The following is an 18,537-nucleotide window of genomic DNA, read 5'->3' on the forward strand; positions in this document are numbered from 1 at the left end:
TACCGCGCGATCAGTCGCCGAACGTGCGCTCACACCCGCGGTCCCGCCGCGCGGACCGCCGGGGTGATCTCGTACTGGGCGTCGTTCTTGCGGAAGAGCGAGGCCAGCTGCTTCGCCTTGGCGTCGTAGGCCTGCTTGTCCTTCCACGTGTGGCGCGGGTGGAGCACGTCGCGCGGCACGCCGGGCACGTCCGTGGGGATCGGCAGACCGAAGATCTCGTCCGGCGTGAAGGTCGCCGCACGCAGCGAGCCGTTGAGAATCGCCGTCACGAAGGCCCGCGTGTACTTGAGTTTGAAGCGTTCGCCCACGCCGTACGGCCCGCCCGTCCAGCCGGTGTTGAGCAGCCACACATCGGCGTTGTGCTCGGCGATGCGTTCAGCCAGCATCTGGGCGTACACCATGGGCGCCCGCGGCAGGAACGGCCCGCCGAAGCAGGGCGAGAAGTTCGGCTGCGGCTCGGTCACGCCCGCCTCGGTGCCCGCCAGTTTGCTGGTGTAGCCGTTGATGAAGTAGTACTGCGCCTGCTCGCGGGTGAGTTTGCTCACGGGCGGCAGCACGCCAAACGCGTCGGCGGTGAGAAAGATCACGTTCTTCGGGTGCCCGCCCACCGAGGGAATCTTCGCGTTGGGAATGAACGACACCGGGTAGGTGACGCGGGTGTTCTCCGTCTTGGCGCTGCTGTCGTAGTCAGGCACGCGAGTGACCGGGTCGATCACCGTGTTCTCGAGCACCGAGCCGAACTTGATGGCGTTCCAGATCTGCGGCTCCGTCTCCTCGCGCAGCTTGATGCACTTGGCGTAGCAGCCGCCCTCGATGTTGAACACGCCCGAGTCGGACCAGCCGTGCTCATCGTCGCCGATGATGGGCCGGTTGGGGTCCGCCGACAGCGTCGTCTTGCCCGTGCCCGACAGCCCGAAGAACACCGCTACGTTGGCCGGGTCGTCCTTGTCCACGTTGGCCGAGCAGTGCATGGGGAAGACGCCCATGTCCGGCAGGTCGTAGTTCATGGCGTAGAAGATCGACTTCTTCATTTCGCCCGCGTACTGCGTGCCGAAGATGATGACCTTTCGCTGCTCGAGCGACTGGATGATGCCGATCTTCGTCTTCAGTCCGTATGACGCCGGATCAGGCACGTCCATGTCGCAGGCGTTGATGATGGTCCAGTCGGGCTCGAAGCCGTTGAGATCATTCACCTCCGCGTTGATGAACAGCGTCTTGGCGAAGAGCGAGTGCCACGACTTCTCGGTGATCACGCTCACCTTCAGGCGGTACTTGGGGTCGGCCCCGGCGTAGCCGTCGAAGCGGAAGAGGTCCTTCTTCTTCGACAGGTATGCGACGGCCATCGCCTCCAGCCGGGCGAAGTTCTCCGGGCTGATGGGTTGGTTGACCTTGCCCCAGTTGATGTTGGCGTGAATGCCGGGCGTGTCTTCGAGGTACTTGTCGTTGGGGCTGCGTCCGGTGCGGGCGCCGGTATCAACCGCCAGCGTGCCGTTGGCGGCCAGGATGCCCTCGCCCCGGAGGATCGACAGTTCGATCAGGCGGGCGGTGCAGAGGTTGCGATGGATGGTGGCCTGACCGAAGTCGAGGGAGGCGGTGGCGGTGGCCATGGGGGTGACATCCTCAGGGGTGGGAGCCGGGTCGGCCGACTCGCGGCGATGACCGGGCAGAGCGCTCGCGAAGGGTTCGAGGCGTAGAAACGTGTCCGCTTGGTCGATTCCCCGCGGTACCGAAGGCCGTCCATGCCGAGCGGCGTGACGCGACCCGACGATATTCCCGCCCCCCCGATTGGACAAGCGACCCAGCGCCTCTTCAGCCGTTGATCCGTCGCCCCTCCCTTCATATCGTTTGGCTTCGCCGGCCCTTGCGGGCAGGTCGATGGCGACCGTAGCTCAGTTGGTAGAGCATCGGGTTGTGGTCCCGAGAGTCGCGGGTTCGAATCCCGTCGGTCGCCCTTTCGTGTCCTCGTCGCCGCGATACCGTTCCTAGCATGGCACGATGCGATTCGCGGCCATCCAGCACGATATCACCTGGGAGGACAAGCCCGCCAACCACCGCACGGTGGAGCGGATGCTGGTCGAGGCCAACGTGCCAGCAGGTGCGTTTGTTGTCCTGCCCGAACTGGGCGACACCGGATTCTCGTTCAACCTCGACCGCATCGTGGACGACCAGTCCCTTGCCTGGGGACGCCAGGCCGCCCGGCGCTTCGGTATCTGCCTGCAGGTTGGCCACGCCCAGCGCGGACCGGACGGGCGCGGCCGCAACGCCGCCACGGTCATCACGCCGGACGGGGCCATCCTCGCCACCTATCACAAGGTCCATCCCTTCAGTTACAGCCGCGAGATCGACTTCTACGCCGGCGGCGACCACATCGACCTGATCGATGTGGGAGGTGTCACCATCTGCCCCATGATCTGCTACGACCTGCGCTTTCCCGAGTTGTGGCGCCTCGCCGCCCGCGAAGGGGCGGAGGTTTTTACTATCGGGGCCTCCTGGCCCACGGGACGGCAGCAGCACTGGCGTGCCCTGCTCATCGCGCGGGCCATTGAGAACCAGGCCTACGTTGTCGCCGTCAACAGGGTCGGCAGCGATCCGAATCTCACCTACACCGGCGGATCGATCATCGTCTCTCCCAAGGGCGAAGTGGTCACCGAGGGCGGAGCGGAGGCGTCGGTGCTGACGGCCGAACTCGACCTTGCCGCCCTGCGCGCGTGGCGGCGCGATTTCCCGGCGTTGCAGGACATCCGACAGGGGGCGCTTGGCAGTTTCCAGGTTCGCCGGTCGGCGGCGCGAACGGCGACCACGATGGGCTGATCGACTTCGCACCTTGCTGGTCAAGCGGCAAGTCCTACACTCTGCGTTCACACGTCGGCAGGAACCCGGCCCGTGCCCGAACCGCTCCCACGCCGCCTGCGCCCGCTCATCATGCGCCTCGGCTTCGAGCGCGAGTGGTATCTCGTGTTCGTGGCCGCCGCGATCGGGCTGCTCATGGGGGGCGTGGCGACGGCCTTTATCCTGCCCCTGCGCTGGGTGGAGCACTTCGCCTCCGGTTCCGAGGCCTCCACCACGCTCTACACGCTGGTCGCCATTTCGCCCGCAATCGGCGGGCTGCTGGCGGGCGTCGCCATTCAACTCATCGGCGCCGGCCAGCATGGGTCAGGCGTCTCCGCGGTCATGTACGCGGTCTACCGCGAAAAGGCCCGCGTGCCTCTTCGTACCGCGTTCCGCAAGTGGATCGCATCGACGCTCACCATCGGCTCCGGCGGCTCGGCCGGAGCCGAAGGGCCGATCGTCACCATCGGCTCGACCATCGGCTCCAACCTCGGCCGCTGGCTGCGCACCAACCCGCAGAACACCGCCACTCTGCTGGGCTGCGGGGCGGCGGCGGGCATCAGCTCCGTCTTCAACGCGCCCATCGCGGGCATCTTCTTCGTGCTTGAAATCCTGCTCCGCGATTTCTCCCTCCGCACCATCACCCCCATCGTGGTCGCGTCGGTCCTTTCCGCGGCCTTCACGCAGACCATGCTGGGGCAGATGGAGCCGCTCTTTCCCGTCACGGCCCAGACCTTCAGCAACGCCGACTACTTCGGCGTTGAGGAAGTCCCCAACTTCTTCCTTCTCGGCATCGTGTGCGGCGTGTTCGCCCCCCTGTTCATCCGGGCCTTGTTCTTCACGGATGGACTGTTCGGACGCCTGCCTGTTCCAACCTGGCTCAAGCCCGCCATCGGCGGCGGCCTGCTCGGCCTGCTCGGCCTGGCGTACCTGCTGGTCATCCGCCCGCCCACGCCCATGCCGGACTTCTTCGGCAACGGCTACCCCGCCATCCAGAACCTGCTCGACTCGGCCACCTACTTCCGCGACCCGGACAACACCGTGCTGAAGCCGGTGGGCTGGCTCATCGTCACCCTGTTCACCATCACCGCGCTGAAGGCCATCGGCACCTGCCTCACCATCGGCTCGGGCGGCGCGGGCGGGATGTTCGCCCCGTCGCTGCTCCTGGGCGCGGGCGTGGGCGGCACCTTCGGCGTCGTCGTCTATCACCTCGGCTGGCTGCCGGCCGCCAGCCCCGCGATGTACGCCCTGGTCGGCATGGGGGCGATGGTCGCCAGCACCACCCACGCCCCGCTGACGGGCATCCTCATCGTCTACGAGGTGACCAAGAGCGAACAGATCATCCTGCCGCTCATGCTCACCGCGGTGATCAGCGTGGTGGTGGCGCGGCTCATCGCCCGTGACAGCGTCTACACATGGAAACTCACGCAACTGGGCCTGCGGCTGGGCGCCATGAGCGACCTGACGATCCTGCGCCGCCTGACCGTTTCCGACGTACCGCTGGCCGAGGCCGTGTGCGTGCATGCCAACGACTCCGCCCAGCGGCTGCTCGACCTGAGCGAGCGACACGCGGCCAGCGACTTCGTGGTCATCGATGACCACGGCGCCTACTCGGGCATGGTCGTCGGCGCCGATCTGCGCACCGCCATGCTGCAGCGCGAGGCCATTCCGCTGCTGCTGGTCGGCGAGCTTCAGCGCACCGACCTGCCGACCGTCACGCCCGATGAGCCGCTGGACGTGGTGCTGGACAAGTTCAGCCAGCACGATGTTCATGGCCTGGCGGTGCTGCACGGCCCCAACCTCGATCGCATTCGCGGGCTCATCACGCGCGACCGCCTGATGCGCCGTTACCAGGAAGCGCTGCTCGAGGACTAGCGATCGCGCGCGATGGAGGCGCTCCGAATGACCGATGGCCGCCCATCCCGGCGCTTCCCGCGGACGATGCGGCTGACGCACGATCAGGAGTTCCAGCACGTCTTCGATGGACAGGTGCGCCATGCCGTGGGCCCGGTCGTCGTCTATGGCCGACCCAATGGACTGGAATGCTCGCGGCTCGGGCTGACCGTTTCCCGCCGCGTGGGAGGAGCGGTCCTGCGAAACCGCATCAAGCGGCTGCTGCGCGAGAGCTTCCGGCTCGACCGTCATACATGGCCGGCGTCGTATGATCTGGTGATCGTGGTGAGGCCGCATCACATCCGGACGTTGGACGACTACCGGGCAGCCCTCACCGCGGCCGTCGCCTCGATCCACGAGCAATGGACGAAACACCGACCAGCCAGAACGAAGTCGTCGCCGCCCGAGGCGTCGGGACGGACCACGCCCCCACCCTCGCCGCCCGGTTCGGCGTGATGGTCGTGCGGCTCTACCAGGCGACGCTCGGCCCGTTCCTGGGAGGCCATTGCCGATATCAGCCCACCTGCTCGCACTACGCCATCGACGCGCTGCGAAGCCACGGACTCCTTCGCGGCATGTGGCTGACGGGCCGGCGCCTGCTCCGCTGTCACCCATGGGGCGGCGTGGGGTACGACCCCGTACCTCCGCGCCGAACGGCGCGATGAAGTCGCGGCTTGGCGCGTTCGTCCCCTACCCTTGTGCATGAGCCGCAGCTATCCGCCAGCGATTCTCTGCATCGGGCGCAACTACGCCGACCACGCCGCCGAGATGGGCGGCAAGCCGGATGAGCGACCGATGCTCTTCATGAAGAACCCGGCCAGTGTGACTGGCGACGGCGATCCGATCGTCATTCCACCCATCTGCCTCGAGAACGGACCACAGGTGGACTACGAAGGCGAACTGGCCGTCGTGCTCGCCAGAGACGTGCGTGATGCTCCCGAGGCGGAAGCGCTCGCGTGCGTGGCGGGGTACGCGGCCTCCAATGACGTGAGCGCCAGGTGGTGGCAGAAGCAGGGCTCGGGCGGTCAGTTCGTGCGCGGCAAGAGCTTCGACACGTTCTGCCCGATCGGTCCGATCGCACCCGTCGGTCGAGTGCCTGACCCGCAGCGACTCACGCTCGTGACCCGGCTGAACGGAGAGGTGGTGCAGCGGGCCTCGACGGCGACGATGATCTTCCCCGTCGCACGGCTGATCGCCGAACTGAGCCGGGGCACCACCCTGCTGGCGGGTACGATCATCCTGACTGGCACGCCATCCGGCGTCGGGGCGGCGCGGACCCCACCCCGATTCCTGCGCGACGGAGACCGGGTGGAAGTGGAGATCGAAGGCGTGGGGCGCGTTCGCAACCCCGTGCGCGGCGGATGAACGATCCATCTCAGCCCACGCTCGGCCGTCCGCACGAAGCGGCAACGACGTTCACCGTCCCGGCTGGGGGCCGACCGGACCGCCGCCCGATTGCTGCTGCTGTTCAATGAGCCGCTGCCGGGCCACCGCCTCGCGATACTGAGCCAGGCCCGGCGGCTCGGGCAGCAGGGCGTTCATCGGCAGGGCCGAAAGGGGCGAGTTGTTGATCTGGTTGACGAGCGAGGGCTGGATCTCATCGTAGATCTGCACCTTCATGGCGTCGGGCGTGTGCAGGTTGTAGATGCGCAGCCGCTCATCCAGCGGGATGGTGGTATTCATCATGATGCTGATGTACACCGCCCGCTCAACCTGCGAGAGCGAGTTGATGATGCCGTTGATGCGGGCCTCGCCGAACTTGTTGATGAAGTTGTTGTACTCGTTGACCCGGAAGTACGTGAGCACCTCGTTGGCGAACTTCTTGGCTTCCTCGTACAGCTCCGGTCGACCCTTGGCCAGGCCCATGCGGATGCCGTAGTAAAGCGACAGCTGCACGTCGGTGGTGGCCACGTGGGGCTGCTGGTCGTACTCGTCGAGGGTCTCGCGCTTGACGAAGACGTCGAGCGGAACCGCGTACTTGGTGTTGGGCACCAGTCCGCCCGTACCGTAGAGCGAATCGAGCCGGCGCAGCAGCGTCTCCGCGTCCTCGCGATAACCCATGCGATAGAGCTCGCGGATGGACGAACCGAGGAAGTTCTCGTGGAAGGCGATGAATGTATCCGGCCCCCAGCCCTTGACCCAGTGGTACTTCTTGTACAGGTGCTCGAAGAAGCGGTCCGCCACCATGACCCATCGCAGGTCGGGCAGCCGGTCCGGCATGTCGTTGGACATGGGGTCGAAGGTGATCTGGCTGAAGCGCGACAGCTCCTGCATGGCGTTGGCCGACAGCCGGTCGTTGTTGAGCACCTTGGCGATGTCATCCTCGTTCATGTAGCGGATTTCGGCCTTCTTCGCGCCGAGCATGGCCCAGTACAGCGTGTGGGCGCAGCCGTGCCGCCAGTCGATCGGACCCCAGTCGCGGGTGAGTTCGTACATGTACTGGGCGTCCATGTTGTAGGACTCACGCAGCACCTTCTTGCGCAGATGGGCGATCAGCGTGTCCCACGCCTCGGCGAACCTGGGATCAGCCGCGATTTCGTCGAAGGCGACGAAGAATCGCCCCTCCATCCGTCCCTGCGAGGCGACTTCGCGGGTCAGCCGCTCCGCCTGCAGCGTTCGTGCGTACCACGAGGTCTTGAGGGTTGACCAGTCCGCGTACGCGAAGAGCAGTTCTCGATCGAGTCCGAAGCGGAAGATCTGGTCGTAGGGCGCCAGGTTGGCCCGCAGCGTACTGACCAGTTCAGCGACGGCGGGCGTGCGGCGGATCGCGTCCTCCAGGGTCTCCGGCGCGTCGGCGACCTTCTTGATCCACGCGGTGCGCTCGGCGTGATCCCAGGGCGGCGCGCCCAGCAGGCGATGCCACTCGCGGCAATGCTCCTTCTTGTAGTACAGGTGGGCGTCGTCCGACACGCCCTCCATCTTGTGCATGAAGTAGTAGGCGACTTCCCGGTACAGCTCGACGTTGTTGGGGTTGTTCGGGATTCCCTTGAGCCGGATGAGGTCGATGCCCTTGCGCACCCATTCCCAGCGCTCCTGCTGGGTATGCGTGGCCACCGAGATGTTGTACGCCATGTTGTGCCCCTGCATCGCCCACACCTGGGCGAAACGGGGCTGCATGGTGGTGATGAGTTCGGCCAGCGTATTGGCCTCGTAGAAGAGGCCGCGATCCTTCATGCGCTGCGCACGAATCCACAGAATGTCGACGATGATCCCCTTCAGCGCGCCGATGGCGTTGCCCAGCACGACCTCCGGCGGGGCGTTTTCGATCGCCACGTCGGTGTACCGGAGCACGTGCCGCTCCGACTGCTCGTTGATGCCCGGCAGCATCATCCCCGCGCCCGTGAGCGCCAGGACCATGACCAGCAGCGCCGAGGCCTGGATGATTCGATTGTGGACCATCGCCAATCCTCCGGTGCTCAGCCCTGACCGCTGTAGGTGGCCAGTTCGCGGTCACGGAACGCCAGGTAGCCCAGCACCAGCGCCAGACCGTTCCACAGAATGCCGAGCTGACCGAACGCCCGGATCACCCCCCGCCACGCGATGAGCCGCCCTTCCACCAGCTGCCCCGTCGGATCGAACTGCCCGAACGGTTCGAACAGATAGACCATCACCGTGGCGATGGCCTTGATGACCACCCGGTCGATGCGCCACGCGCTGGGGATATGGAACTCCTGCAGGGAGTCGGCCAGGAACGGCCCGATCGTGGCGGCGAGAAAGATCGTCAGCGACGTCATGCACGCCACGGGGAAACTCAACGTGGTGGCGCAGGCGATGCCCAGCATGGCCAGGAAGGCCAGCTTCACCCACATCACCAGCATGGCGCGGAAGTAGTTGCCCTCGAAGGTGCCCGCGATGAACAGCACCTCCAGATCCTCCGGGTCGAAATTCAGTGAGTAAGGCGTGTTCGGGCCGGGCACCACGTCCCCAGTCTCAGGGTCGATGAAGCCGTTGACCACGCCCAGCGTCAGGGTGCCGGCGTCCTCCGCGTGGTCGCTGATCGCCGTGGGATACATGGTCAGGAAGTCGCTCATCGTCGGCACGTACTCGCGCTGGATGGGTCCGCCGGTCCAGCGGCCGTTCTTCTTGACGATGAAGGTGATGGGATGCCTCTCGTGCGTGCTGTCCTCGTGATAGTGAATGCGATAGCGGAGCTTGAGCGTCAATCCGCGGCGCTGGGCCTCTCCGAGTCCCTCGAACCGATACTCCTGCATCATCCCGGCGGGAATGATGCGCTGCCGCTGGTAGTGCTCCTGCTGGAGCTTCCTGGCCAGTTCACGCCGCTCCGTCTGCTCGTTGCGCAGACCCTGCTGAATCTCCTGCATCACCGTAAAGTCGTTGGCGATGCGGCGATCAACCTCCTCCCACAGTGCGTCGCGATCCAGGGGCTTGTAGGCGGGATACACAGCGACTCGCGCCGCCAGCACCTCGGTTTCCACGGCGCGGCGGTCCAGCTCGTTCTGCGCGGGCAGGTCGCGCAGGAACTGCACGAAGGTGAAGATGGACACGCCCGCCACCAGCAGCAGCACCAGGTTGACGGTCACGATGCCCAGCCATTTGCCCAGCAGGTAGCGGGCGCGGGTCACCGGCTTGGTCATCAGCTGCCAGATCTGACGGTCGCGGATCTCGTGCGACACGGTGGCGCAGGAGAGAAAAATCGTCATCAGCGCCGCCAGGTAGAACGTGGCCCCCATGCTGTTGCTGATGAACGACTGGATGCGGTAACGCAGGGCGTTCTCCGACGACACCATCGCGGGAATGAGCGGCAACAGCAGCAGCAGCACCACGATGAAGAACACCGACACCCGCAGCCGCACCGACTCCTTCACCACCGTGTGTGCGATGGAGCATATCTGATTGGGAGCGCGCAGCGACACCAGGGCGAGGCGGATGAGCATGATGAACGTGAACGAGAGCAGGCCGATGCCCGCCACCGCCAGCGCCGATTGCGGCCGGTTGATCGCCAGCAGCAGCCAGGTCAGCCCCCCCGCGCCGAGCAGCACGAACAGCGCGGCAAGAGCCGCCTCCATCCATACCACCAGGGCCAGCCACGCCATGGCCACGACCATCGCGCCCCACGCCCGTCCGGGCGTCTCCACGAAGGCCAGAGGCATCCACCACGGCTTCTGGCCGTCCACCAGGAACGACGCCAGCATCCGCAGGTCCGACTCGGAGCGGGACTGCTCCAGTCGCGAGCGGATCTCGCCACGCATGGCCTGGCTGCCATACACGCGACCGTTGAGTTCCGTGGTTCCCTTGTTGGCCAGTTCGTCGGCCATGGTCTGACCGAGTTGGGGCGTCATGAACGCCTGCACCAGGGCCTGTCGCTGCGACGCCAGATCATGGGCCGTGGTGACGACGGGCACAAAGTACGCCAGCGCCAGCAGTGCCGCGATGATCGAGGCGATCCACTTGAAACGCCTCGACTGCTGCATCATCGCCAGCCGGCGATAGACATGGACGAGCATGTTCACGATGAACCGCCCTTTCCACTCTTGTCATCATCCAGAAGCGACTGGATGACCGACTGATCCACGTCCGCCGGCTTGTCCGGCACGCGCGACACTTCCACGGCGCGGGGCTGCTCGGGGGCCTGGCTGGCGCGAAGCAGCTGCGAGAGCACTTCCTCGCTCTCGCGTGCGGCGGCCTGACGACGCTCGGCCTCGCGATCGGTCGCCTCCACGATCTTGGCGCGTCGGGGCTCGTCGCGGCCCTGCACCAGCGTCGAGATCAGGTCTTCCTGGGACGCGGAAGCGTGGGTATCCTCCGTTCGCAGAAACTCCGCCGTGCCCGAGCCCATGCGGGCGCCGGAGGTCTCCACCTGCTCCTGCCGCGCCCGCTCGACGATGTCCATGAACAGTTGCTCGAGCCGTTGGCGCGGCGCCTCGACGCTTTCGATGGCCGCACCCTCCTCCTCGCGCAGCACCTGCTCGATGCGCGCGATCGTCTGCGGCTTGAGCCGTGGCGTTCGAATCACCGTGCTGGACGTGTCGGCCAGCAGTTCGGTGGTGGTGCCCGCGGCGCGAATCTTGCCGCCATAGAGCATGACCACGCGATCGCACACGTCCTCCACATCCGCCAGCAGGTGCGAACTGAGAAGAATTGTCTTGCCCCTGCGTCCGAGGTCGAGAATCAGATCCTTGACCTGACGGGTGCCGATGGGGTCGAGGCCGGAGGTCGGTTCATCGAGGATAAGAAAGTCCGGGTCATTGATCAGCGCCTGAGCGATGCCCACGCGCCGCTGCATGCCCTTGGAGAACTCACCCACCGGCCTGTGGGCCACCTGCGACAGACCCACCATGTCCAGCAGCTGATCGATGCGCTTCAGCCGCGTACGCCTGTCCAGCCCGAACAGCTTGCCGTAGTAGTCCAGCGTCTCGCGCGAGGTGAGGAACCGGTAGAGATACGATTCCTCGGGCAGGAAGCCGATGCGGCGCTTGATCGACACCTCGGTGGGCTGCTTGCCGAACACCGACAGGTGCCCGCGCGTCACGTGCAGCAACCCCAGGATCATCTTGATGGTGGTGGACTTGCCCGAACCGTTGGGGCCGAGCAGGCCGAATATCTCGCGCGGGCGGATGTCGAAGTCGATGTTGTCAACCGCCTTGGCCTTGGTGCGGAACCAGAAATCCCGGAAGACCTTGGTCAGGCCCACCGCGTGGACAACGAGAGAGTCTGTGTTCGGGCTGACCATGTGTCACCTGCCGTGCGTGCGGTTGCGTTCAGTTGCCCTGACGTGGCGGGTTCCGTCCGGCCACGCCCTCATCCGTGAGATTCAGGCGTCGGTTGATCTCGCGCTCGAAGAGGCGCGGGTCATACGTGCCGCGCAGGCCCGTGGCGGCGGCGGCCTCCGCCTCGCGCCGCTGCTGGTCGGCCTTACGGCGCAGCTGGCTGATCTCCGCGTCGCTCTTGAAGTTCACGTTGACCGCCAGCACCTGCTGCGGCATGCGGAAGATCTCAATTTCCCGTTTGCCCAGGGCCTTGCGATAGGCGTCCAGCCACTCCTTGCGGAGGACGAACTCGGGATTGGCCTTGTACTGCGGATACAGGGCGGTGAAGCGCCGGGCATGGGCTCCGATCTTGGTCCTGATTTCCTGCTCGTACGCCTTGGCCAGGGCGATGACCTGGGAAACCTCGCCTCCCATGCGATCACTCTGCAGCATGGTGTCGATCGCCCGCAGCAGCGAATCCGCCTCGGGCGACGCCTCACCCCGGTCCGACGCCGCCAGCACCACCGACTCGTATCGCTCGATCAGATCGAGGAGTTCCTGGTGATTCTCCCCAGCCGTTTCCGCCAGGCGGGTGTTGGCGTCGGTGCGGGCCTTGGCGATGGCGTTCTGGGCCTCGGCGCGGCTTCGTCCGAGGTTGCCCATGATGGTGTGAATGGCCAGCGGGGGCTTCACGTTGACCACCTGCACGCGATCCAGCCGAATGCCGCAGTTCAGATCGTTGAGCAGCGCCTGGGCGTCGCGCTGAATCTCGGCGGCCAGCGCCTCGCCCTGCTCGAGGATGGTGTCCAGGCGCATCCGCGCCGCGGCATGCACCACGCCCCGCTGCAGCGCGTTGCGCACGATGCGCTGCGCGTCCTCGGGACGCGCCACCGTGTTCACAAACTGACGGGCCACGTCGATCTGGTACGTGGCCTGCAGTTGCAGGTGCCCCAGTCCGTCCTCCAGCAGGATCAGACCATCGCGGTTCGGCCCCAGCCCGGGGGTGATGCCGTCGAAGAACTTGACGTTGGGCGCGGCGTCCTCGAAGGTGCGATCACGACCAATCAGCCGGTTGGGCCAGAACGTCTCCAGAATGCTCACCGCCCCGCGCTGCTCCAGCACCACGAACTCGGCGATGGGGTAGGGCCAGGTGACCTTCAAGCCGGGAGTCAGTCCATCATCCTCGCCGGCGATCTCGCCGAACACCGTGAGCACGCCGGTCTGCGAATCCTCGATGCTGCGGAACCCGGAGACGAAGAACAGCACCACGAGAATGGCGATGACCAGCTGCAGCACCCGGTAGCTCAGCCGCAGCGCGTCGGCCAGCGACTGATTCGCCGGGTCCATCGCCTCGCGCAGGATGGACGCGGAGCCGGCCTCCGACCGGACAATGAACTCCGCCGACGCGGCCCGACGCGGATGGGAAGGCGTGCTCGGCGCCTCGTCGCCCTCGATGGGCACCGCGCCCGGCTCTGAACCCGGCTGTTGATCCGGCGTGTTGTTCAGTTCATCCGCCATGTTCAACCACCTCGATTCGCGGATTCCTGCCCGCCCGTTCCGGTACGATCAGACGCCACATCACGTTCCTCGCGATCCTCCGGCTGCAGCGTCGCCGATCGCGGCCGCGCCGGCAGGTTGCGCAGCACGTCGTCCTCCGGCAGGGGCACGCCGGCGCCGCGCGGCTGATTGAGCAGGTGCAGCGGCGCGATGGTCGTGGGCAGGAAGATCGTGGTGTGTCCCGAGGTGATCTCAGTGAGCGCGTCAAGCCAGATCAGGAACACCGCGAACTCCGGATCCTCGCTCATCGTCCGCACGGAGTCACCGGCCAGGGCGTCGCCCTTGGCCCGCAGCTCGAAGGCCAGACGGTTGGCGTAGGCAAGAATCTTGGCCGACTTGGCGTTGGCGTCGCTGGTGATGGCGGCGGCGGCCGAGTCGCCCTTGTCGCGCTCGATCTGCGCCCGCAATTCACGCTCCTGCTGCATGCGCTCCACCACGCTCTTGGTGGTCTCCACGGGCAGGATGATCTGGCTCAGCCCGACCTGCTGCACGTCGATGCCCAGTTCACGCAGCCCCCGCCCGCCCTGCTTCTCCGCCATCAGCCGCTCGTGAATGCGCTTCTCGGCCTCCGCCAGCCGCGTGTTGCGCCCGATCAGGTCGCTGAAGTTGAACTCGCTGACGGCGGCCATGGCGTTGCGGAGCCGTCCCTCCATCTGCGATCGGGCGTCCTCCATTGAGCCGAAGTTGTCGTGGAAGTTGCGGATTCCCTCTCCTTCCGCGTCGTTCGCCACGCGCCACATGGCGAAGGCCTGCACCACCACCTGCAGCCCGTCCCTGGTGGCCTGCGTCTCCAAACGCGACTCCACCATTTGAAGCCGCCGATCGAGCATCTTGACCGACTGCACCGGGTACGGCAGTTTCACGTGCAGCCCGGGATCGACCTGCACGCGGCTGGCCTTGCCGAACGTGGTGACGATGGCCACGTCGCTGAAGCGCACGGAGTACGTCATGCTGTACCCCAGCAGCGCCACGAGCAGTCCCGCCCCGATGCCAAGTGCCGTGAGTGTGTTGCGTTTCATTGCTTGGCCGCGTCCTTCCTGTCCTGACTGATCGACTCGAGGAAACTCATCGCCGCATCCTCCTGCAGGATCGATACGTCGATGTTGAACTTCGACGGGTCGATGCCGAGGATGTACTTGCGCGGACTCTGGAGCACGTACTTGAGCGTGTCCATGGTGAGAAATTCCCGGTAGATTCTGGGGTTGGCGCTGTACGGCGCCAGGCGGCCCCGGAAGCGCTGCACGCGCGCGTCGTCCAGCAGGGCCTTCACCCACAGGTCGCTGCGGGCCTGCAGCACCACGCGCGACACCTCGCCGCCCGAGGCGATCATGGCGTCGGCCAGTGCGGCCTCGCGGGCGGCGACCTGCTCGGCCGGGGCGTTCAACTGGCGCATGCCCTCGATCTCGGCGATCATCGCCTCGAGGCGGCGCAGGTTGTCCTCCCCGCCCACGCGCGTGGTGTAGATCGACGCCGCCTGACGGCTGGCCTCGGCACGCTTCTTCTCGCTGCCCACCAGGTTGTAGCTGAGCACCTCGAAGGTCTTGGCGGCGTCGCCCGCCGGGCGAATCCACGGGTTGAGCACCGCCACCACCTCCACGCCGGCGTCCACGTCGGGCCGGTCAAAGGCGGCCTGAACGCGCCGTCGCAGTTCCTCGCTCATCCTCGCCCGATCCTCGGAAACGATGCGATCGAGATCCTGCTGGGCCAGGTACTGCGTGATTTCGCGCAGGGCGATGGCCTTCAGCGCGCGCTCACGCATCTGCAGCGGCTGCCGCCGCGCCACCGCCTCGCTGGAGAAGTTGAGGAACTTGAGCAATCCTCCATCGGGCCGGATGCGATAGTGCAGCACAAAGTCCGCCTCGATGAGGGCGAAACCCTCGCGCACCACCTGCTCGGCGGCCTCTTCGGCCTGCGTGGGCTCGTCCGGCTCTGCGGTCTCGATGGCGGTCGGCGGCTCGACCGGCGTCTGGGCGGCGCCGGAGGCGGCCGGACGCTCGGACCGATGCGACGACGTGGACACGATAAACGGCTCGATGCCCAGGTTGGGGTCGATCTGCGTGGTCCACAGCACCGGCTCGACGCGAAACGCCGCCGGCTCGCGCAGCGGAGGCGTCAGTTGCAGCGCCCGGATGCGCGTGACGTCGTACACCTCCGCCGACTCGAAGGGCCAGGGCCACTTCACCATCAGGCCCGGACCGTACGATTCATCGCCCACGATCTCACCCCCGCGCGTGCGCACCGCCTGCTGGTGCGGCTCGACGATGACCAGCGAGTTGAGCACCACCAGCACCAGCACGGCCAGCGCCACCAGTTTCCATGCGACGCGCAGCAGCAGCTGGTATCCCCACGAACTGGTGATGTCGAAGCCGAACTGGTAGTTGATCGCCTCATTGATGGATCGGACGATCGAGTCCGGCGCGGAAAGCAGACTCAGCAGCCGACTGTCGAAGGCGGGGCGAGGCACTTCGCCCACGCGGCGCGGGCGATAGAGGTTCAGCAGGAAGTTGAGAATCGTCTCGGCGGCGAAGACGAGCATGAAGTACAGCACGCCCCGCGCAATCCAGCTCAGAACGACGGTGTTCTCGAAGTAGGTGAAGATGAAGCCCGCCGCCGTCGCCAGCATGACCACGGCGTTGCCGACCATGTAGCCCGCCCCGCCGCGCAGGTTCTGCCACGCCGGCTGGCGCGCCATGCCCGCCACGAAACGGGAGAAGATGAACGAAACCGCCGCCACGCCCAGGCAGATGGCCAGCGTCCAGCCGCGGAACCTGGCGTCTGCGATGGTGAAGTCGAAGTTCCCCTCGTAGCCGGGCGACTGGTGGATGCTCATCAGCCACAGCCAGCGACCCGCGACGACCGTCAGGGCCACAATGATCGCCCAGCTGAAGATGGGCGACATCCACTTGTACATCTGTTCAAGCCGCCTGGAGGCGACGCGGAACTCGGTGACCTCCGTCTCGAAGGCCGACCCATGGCCCGCCAGGCGCTGGGCCTGCAGTTCATCGCTCTCCAGCGCCTCCAGCCGCTCCAGCCGGTGCTGGTGGAACAGAATTACCAGGCACAGCCAGACCGGAACGCCCACCAGCGCGTACCCGGAGGCGAAGAGGATCGTCGTGTCCCCGGCGACGATGCCGAACACCAGCAGCAGAAGCCCGATGGCGGCCTGAAGGGTCAATCCGAAGACGGCGACCCGCGTGGCGCGCTGATAGGCGATGTGGTCGATCCGCATGAACAACCTCTGACAGGCGGGTATCCAGGAAACGGGGCTGATCCGTCGCGCCCCGTGGGCCGGACCCGGCCCATCGACGCCGAATCCGGAAACGCAAGGCGACAGCAAAGCACCATCGGACGCCCCCGGTCAAGCGTGGGCGGCCGGAGAAGACATGGTTCCCGGACCAGGCCGGGAAACGGAAAAACACCTCCGGCGCGGCCGAGGTGCGAACTTCCGACCATCGCACTACGTATCAGCGCGTCCCAGGTTCACGGCGGCGTCCTTTTTTTCGCGGACGGATGGATTGGCCACCTCCCGGCTTGCATTCCCGCTCGGCGGGGGCTTTCATGGCAACCGTCCAGCCGCTCATGTCTTCCCGCCCGAACCGGTCCGGCGGAACCCGTCATGCTTGAACAGACGCTCGCCATCGTCCGCAACACGTTCTTCGAGAGCATCCGCCAGCCGATCGTGCTGGTGCTGCTGATCGCCGCCACTCTGCTGCTCATCATCGCCAACGTCACATCGACCTTCACCATGGCGGATGACCAGAAGATGCTCATCGACATCGGGCTGGCGACGGTGTTCGCCTTCGGGGCCCTGCTGGCGGCCTTCATCGCCTCCAACGTGCTGACGCGTGAGATCGAGAACCGCACGGTGCTGACGGTGGTCTCCAAGCCGGTGGGACGCCCCCTGTTCGTCATCGGCAAGTACCTGGGCGTGGCCCTGGCCATTCTGGTCGCCTCGGCGTACATGGCCTTCGTCTTCATGCTGGTGGAGCGGCACGGGGTTCTGCAGACCACGCGCGACCCGTACCACTACCCGGTCATCGTCTTCGGACTGGTCGCGGCCTTGATCGCCATCTCGGTGAGCGTGTGGTGCAACTACTTCTACGGCAAGGTGTTCGCCAGCACCATGGTGCTGACCGCCACTCCCCTGGCCGGCCTGGCCTACCTGCTGTCGCTGCTGTTCAAGCACGACTTCACGTTCGTCGCCAACCTGCCGCGAGAGTTCAACGCCAACCTGTGGAAGGGCATCATTGTGCTGGTGACCGCCAACATGGTGCTCACCGCGGTGGCCATCACCGTCTCCACCCGCGCCAACCAGGTGATGACTGTGGTCGTCACGCTCTTTCTGTTCGTCGGGGGAATGATGTCGGACCATCTGTTCGGCAGCCGCCTCTTCCTCCGGGAGCAGGCGGTTGCGATGAACCGCGCCGTGGCCGAGGACGAAGCGGTGCGCCTGAACGTGAACCTCAAGATCGTGCGCGTGGACGGCATCGAGACGGGCGGCCAGCGCGAAATCATCGTCGTCAACGATCAGACGTACCGTGAACTGACCGCCAACCAGCGGGCGGACCTTCTCTCCGGCGCCCGCTCCCCCGCGGAGCTGGGGCTGCGGACGCCCGACTTCGCCTTCGTCTGGAGTCATCTGCGAACCTTCGGAGAGAAGTTCCGCTACCTGCTGGGGCGATTCGGGTACGCCGTCATGCCCAACTTCCAGGTGCTCTGGCTGTCCGACGCGGTGACGCAGGACCACGTCATCCCCACCACGTACGTGGTGCGGGTGCTCAACTACGCGGCGCTGGTGATCGTGGCCATTCTCTCGGTCGCGGTCATCCTGTTCCAGCGACGCGAAGTAGGGTGACGAGTACTCAGATCACCTGGCGATCGAAGTCGCTCCAGGACGCCACTTCCCTTCGAATCCTGGCGCGGCTGAACCAGATCATCAGAAACACCGGCAGAACCAGCCCCCACACGCCGAAGATCAGCGGGTTGAGGGTCTGCATGGTCTGCTCGAACGGCGTCAGGACGATGCCGGCTTCATCCATGCGCTTCGTGGTCACACCGCCCATGTAAAGGGCCACGCCCACGGAGCCGCACACGAACAGCGCCTTGGCGATCGACCACAGCATGCAGGATCGTCCCGTCCACCCCTTCCGCATCGTCAACCCGATCCCGTTGATCAGAAGCCATCCCGCCAATGCCAGCCCCACGATCGCCAGCGCCAGGGTGAGCGCCATGAAGTCGCGCAGAAGCTCCGTCTGCAGCTCGAGCTTGTCCAACTCCTCACGGGGCATGTTGCCCTGCTGAGCCATCGCGAGGAACCGCTCCATCATGAACTGCGAACCCGCCTGAACGCACGTGCAACCCAGCCCGCAGATTCCCAGCACGATGGCGATGATGCCGATCACTTTCGGCCAGGCGGACTGCTGCCCCAGATCGTCGGCGATCGCGCCGGGATCCATTGGTGGCGACATGGTGCTCATGGATTCTCCTTGTCAGGTTGATGCGGTGGAACCGACCACGCAATCTCATGACTTGTAGGGGAAACGGACCTTGT

General features: G+C 65.9%; 14 protein-coding genes and 1 tRNA gene. 7 read left to right on the forward strand and 8 right to left on the reverse strand.

Features of this window, described 5'->3' with window-relative positions; genetic code table 11:
- Window positions 1-29: 29 nt before the first annotated feature.
- Entirely contained in the window at window positions 30-1,607 is a 1,578-nt protein-coding gene (gene pckA, locus HRU76_14300; protein QOJ18682.1) for a phosphoenolpyruvate carboxykinase (ATP), read from the reverse strand.
- A 271-nt stretch (window positions 1,608-1,878) separates the two neighbouring features.
- Here pckA and HRU76_14305 point away from each other — a divergent pair.
- The 6 genes from HRU76_14305 to HRU76_14330 all read left to right on the forward strand — a co-directional run bounded on the left by HRU76_14305 (window position 1,879) and on the right by HRU76_14330 (window position 6,087).
- Window positions 1,879-1,951: transfer RNA gene (locus HRU76_14305), tRNA-His, on the forward strand.
- A 44-nt stretch (window positions 1,952-1,995) separates the two neighbouring features.
- A complete protein-coding gene (locus tag HRU76_14310; GenBank protein QOJ18683.1) occupies window positions 1,996-2,811 on the forward strand; it encodes a carbon-nitrogen family hydrolase in 816 nt (271 codons plus the stop codon).
- 72 nt (window positions 2,812-2,883) lie between these two features.
- Window positions 2,884-4,704: a chloride channel protein gene (locus HRU76_14315; protein ID QOJ18684.1), complete on the forward strand. Its 1,821-nt coding sequence runs from the start codon at window positions 2,884-2,886 to the stop codon at window positions 4,702-4,704.
- Between the two features lie 27 nt (window positions 4,705-4,731).
- Window positions 4,732-5,178, forward strand: coding sequence for a ribonuclease P protein component (gene rnpA / locus HRU76_14320; protein QOJ18685.1), 447 nt, complete (start codon window positions 4,732-4,734; stop codon window positions 5,176-5,178).
- Entirely contained in the window at window positions 5,085-5,387 is a 303-nt protein-coding gene (yidD, locus tag HRU76_14325; GenBank protein QOJ18686.1) for a membrane protein insertion efficiency factor YidD, read from the forward strand. The genes rnpA and yidD overlap by 94 nt, the downstream gene beginning before the upstream one ends.
- Window positions 5,388-5,424: 37 nt before the next feature.
- The gene (locus HRU76_14330; GenBank protein ID QOJ18687.1) at window positions 5,425-6,087 is read left to right on the forward strand and encodes a fumarylacetoacetate hydrolase family protein; all 663 of its coding nucleotides are present in this window, start codon (window positions 5,425-5,427) and stop codon (window positions 6,085-6,087) included.
- A 51-nt stretch (window positions 6,088-6,138) separates the two neighbouring features.
- Here HRU76_14330 and HRU76_14335 read toward each other — a convergent pair whose 3' ends face one another.
- From HRU76_14335 to HRU76_14360, 6 genes are read right to left on the reverse strand one after another with little or no spacing between them, the layout of a single operon-like run.
- Window positions 6,139-8,121: a hypothetical protein gene (locus HRU76_14335; GenBank protein ID QOJ18688.1), complete on the reverse strand. Its 1,983-nt coding sequence runs from the start codon at window positions 8,119-8,121 to the stop codon at window positions 6,139-6,141.
- Window positions 8,122-8,138: 17 nt separating this feature from the next.
- Window positions 8,139-10,193 carry an ABC transporter permease gene (locus HRU76_14340; protein QOJ18689.1) on the reverse strand — a complete coding sequence of 685 codons (2,055 nt, stop codon included), beginning with the start codon at window positions 10,191-10,193 and terminating at the stop codon, window positions 8,139-8,141.
- Window positions 10,190-11,413: an ABC transporter ATP-binding protein gene (locus HRU76_14345; protein ID QOJ18690.1), complete on the reverse strand. Its 1,224-nt coding sequence runs from the start codon at window positions 11,411-11,413 to the stop codon at window positions 10,190-10,192. Before HRU76_14345 ends, HRU76_14340 begins: the two co-directional genes overlap by 4 nt.
- 28 nt (window positions 11,414-11,441) lie before the next feature.
- The gene (locus HRU76_14350; protein ID QOJ18691.1) at window positions 11,442-12,947 is read right to left on the reverse strand and encodes a hypothetical protein; all 1,506 of its coding nucleotides are present in this window, start codon (window positions 12,945-12,947) and stop codon (window positions 11,442-11,444) included.
- Window positions 12,948-12,949: 2 nt separating this feature from the next.
- On the reverse strand, window positions 12,950-14,005 hold the full coding sequence (locus HRU76_14355) for a hypothetical protein (protein QOJ18692.1): 1,056 nt from the start codon (window positions 14,003-14,005) through the stop codon (window positions 12,950-12,952).
- Window positions 14,002-16,215, reverse strand: a complete 2,214-nt coding sequence (locus HRU76_14360) for a hypothetical protein (protein QOJ18693.1) — start codon at window positions 16,213-16,215, stop codon at window positions 14,002-14,004. The genes HRU76_14355 and HRU76_14360 overlap by 4 nt, the downstream gene beginning before the upstream one ends.
- A 387-nt stretch (window positions 16,216-16,602) precedes the next feature.
- Between HRU76_14360 and HRU76_14365 the strand changes: the two genes are divergently transcribed.
- Complete coding sequence (locus HRU76_14365; GenBank protein ID QOJ18694.1) at window positions 16,603-17,841, forward strand: ABC transporter permease; 1,239 nt, start codon at window positions 16,603-16,605, stop codon at window positions 17,839-17,841.
- 7 nt (window positions 17,842-17,848) lie between these two features.
- On the opposite strand, the gene HRU76_14370 is transcribed toward HRU76_14365, so the two are convergent.
- A complete protein-coding gene (locus HRU76_14370) occupies window positions 17,849-18,463 on the reverse strand; it encodes a hypothetical protein (protein ID QOJ18695.1) in 615 nt (204 codons plus the stop codon).
- Between the last annotated feature and the right edge of the window lie 74 nt (window positions 18,464-18,537).

This window comes from Phycisphaeraceae bacterium (assembly GCA_015709595.1).
GTDB lineage: Bacteria > Planctomycetota > Phycisphaerae > Phycisphaerales > SM1A02 > CAADGA01.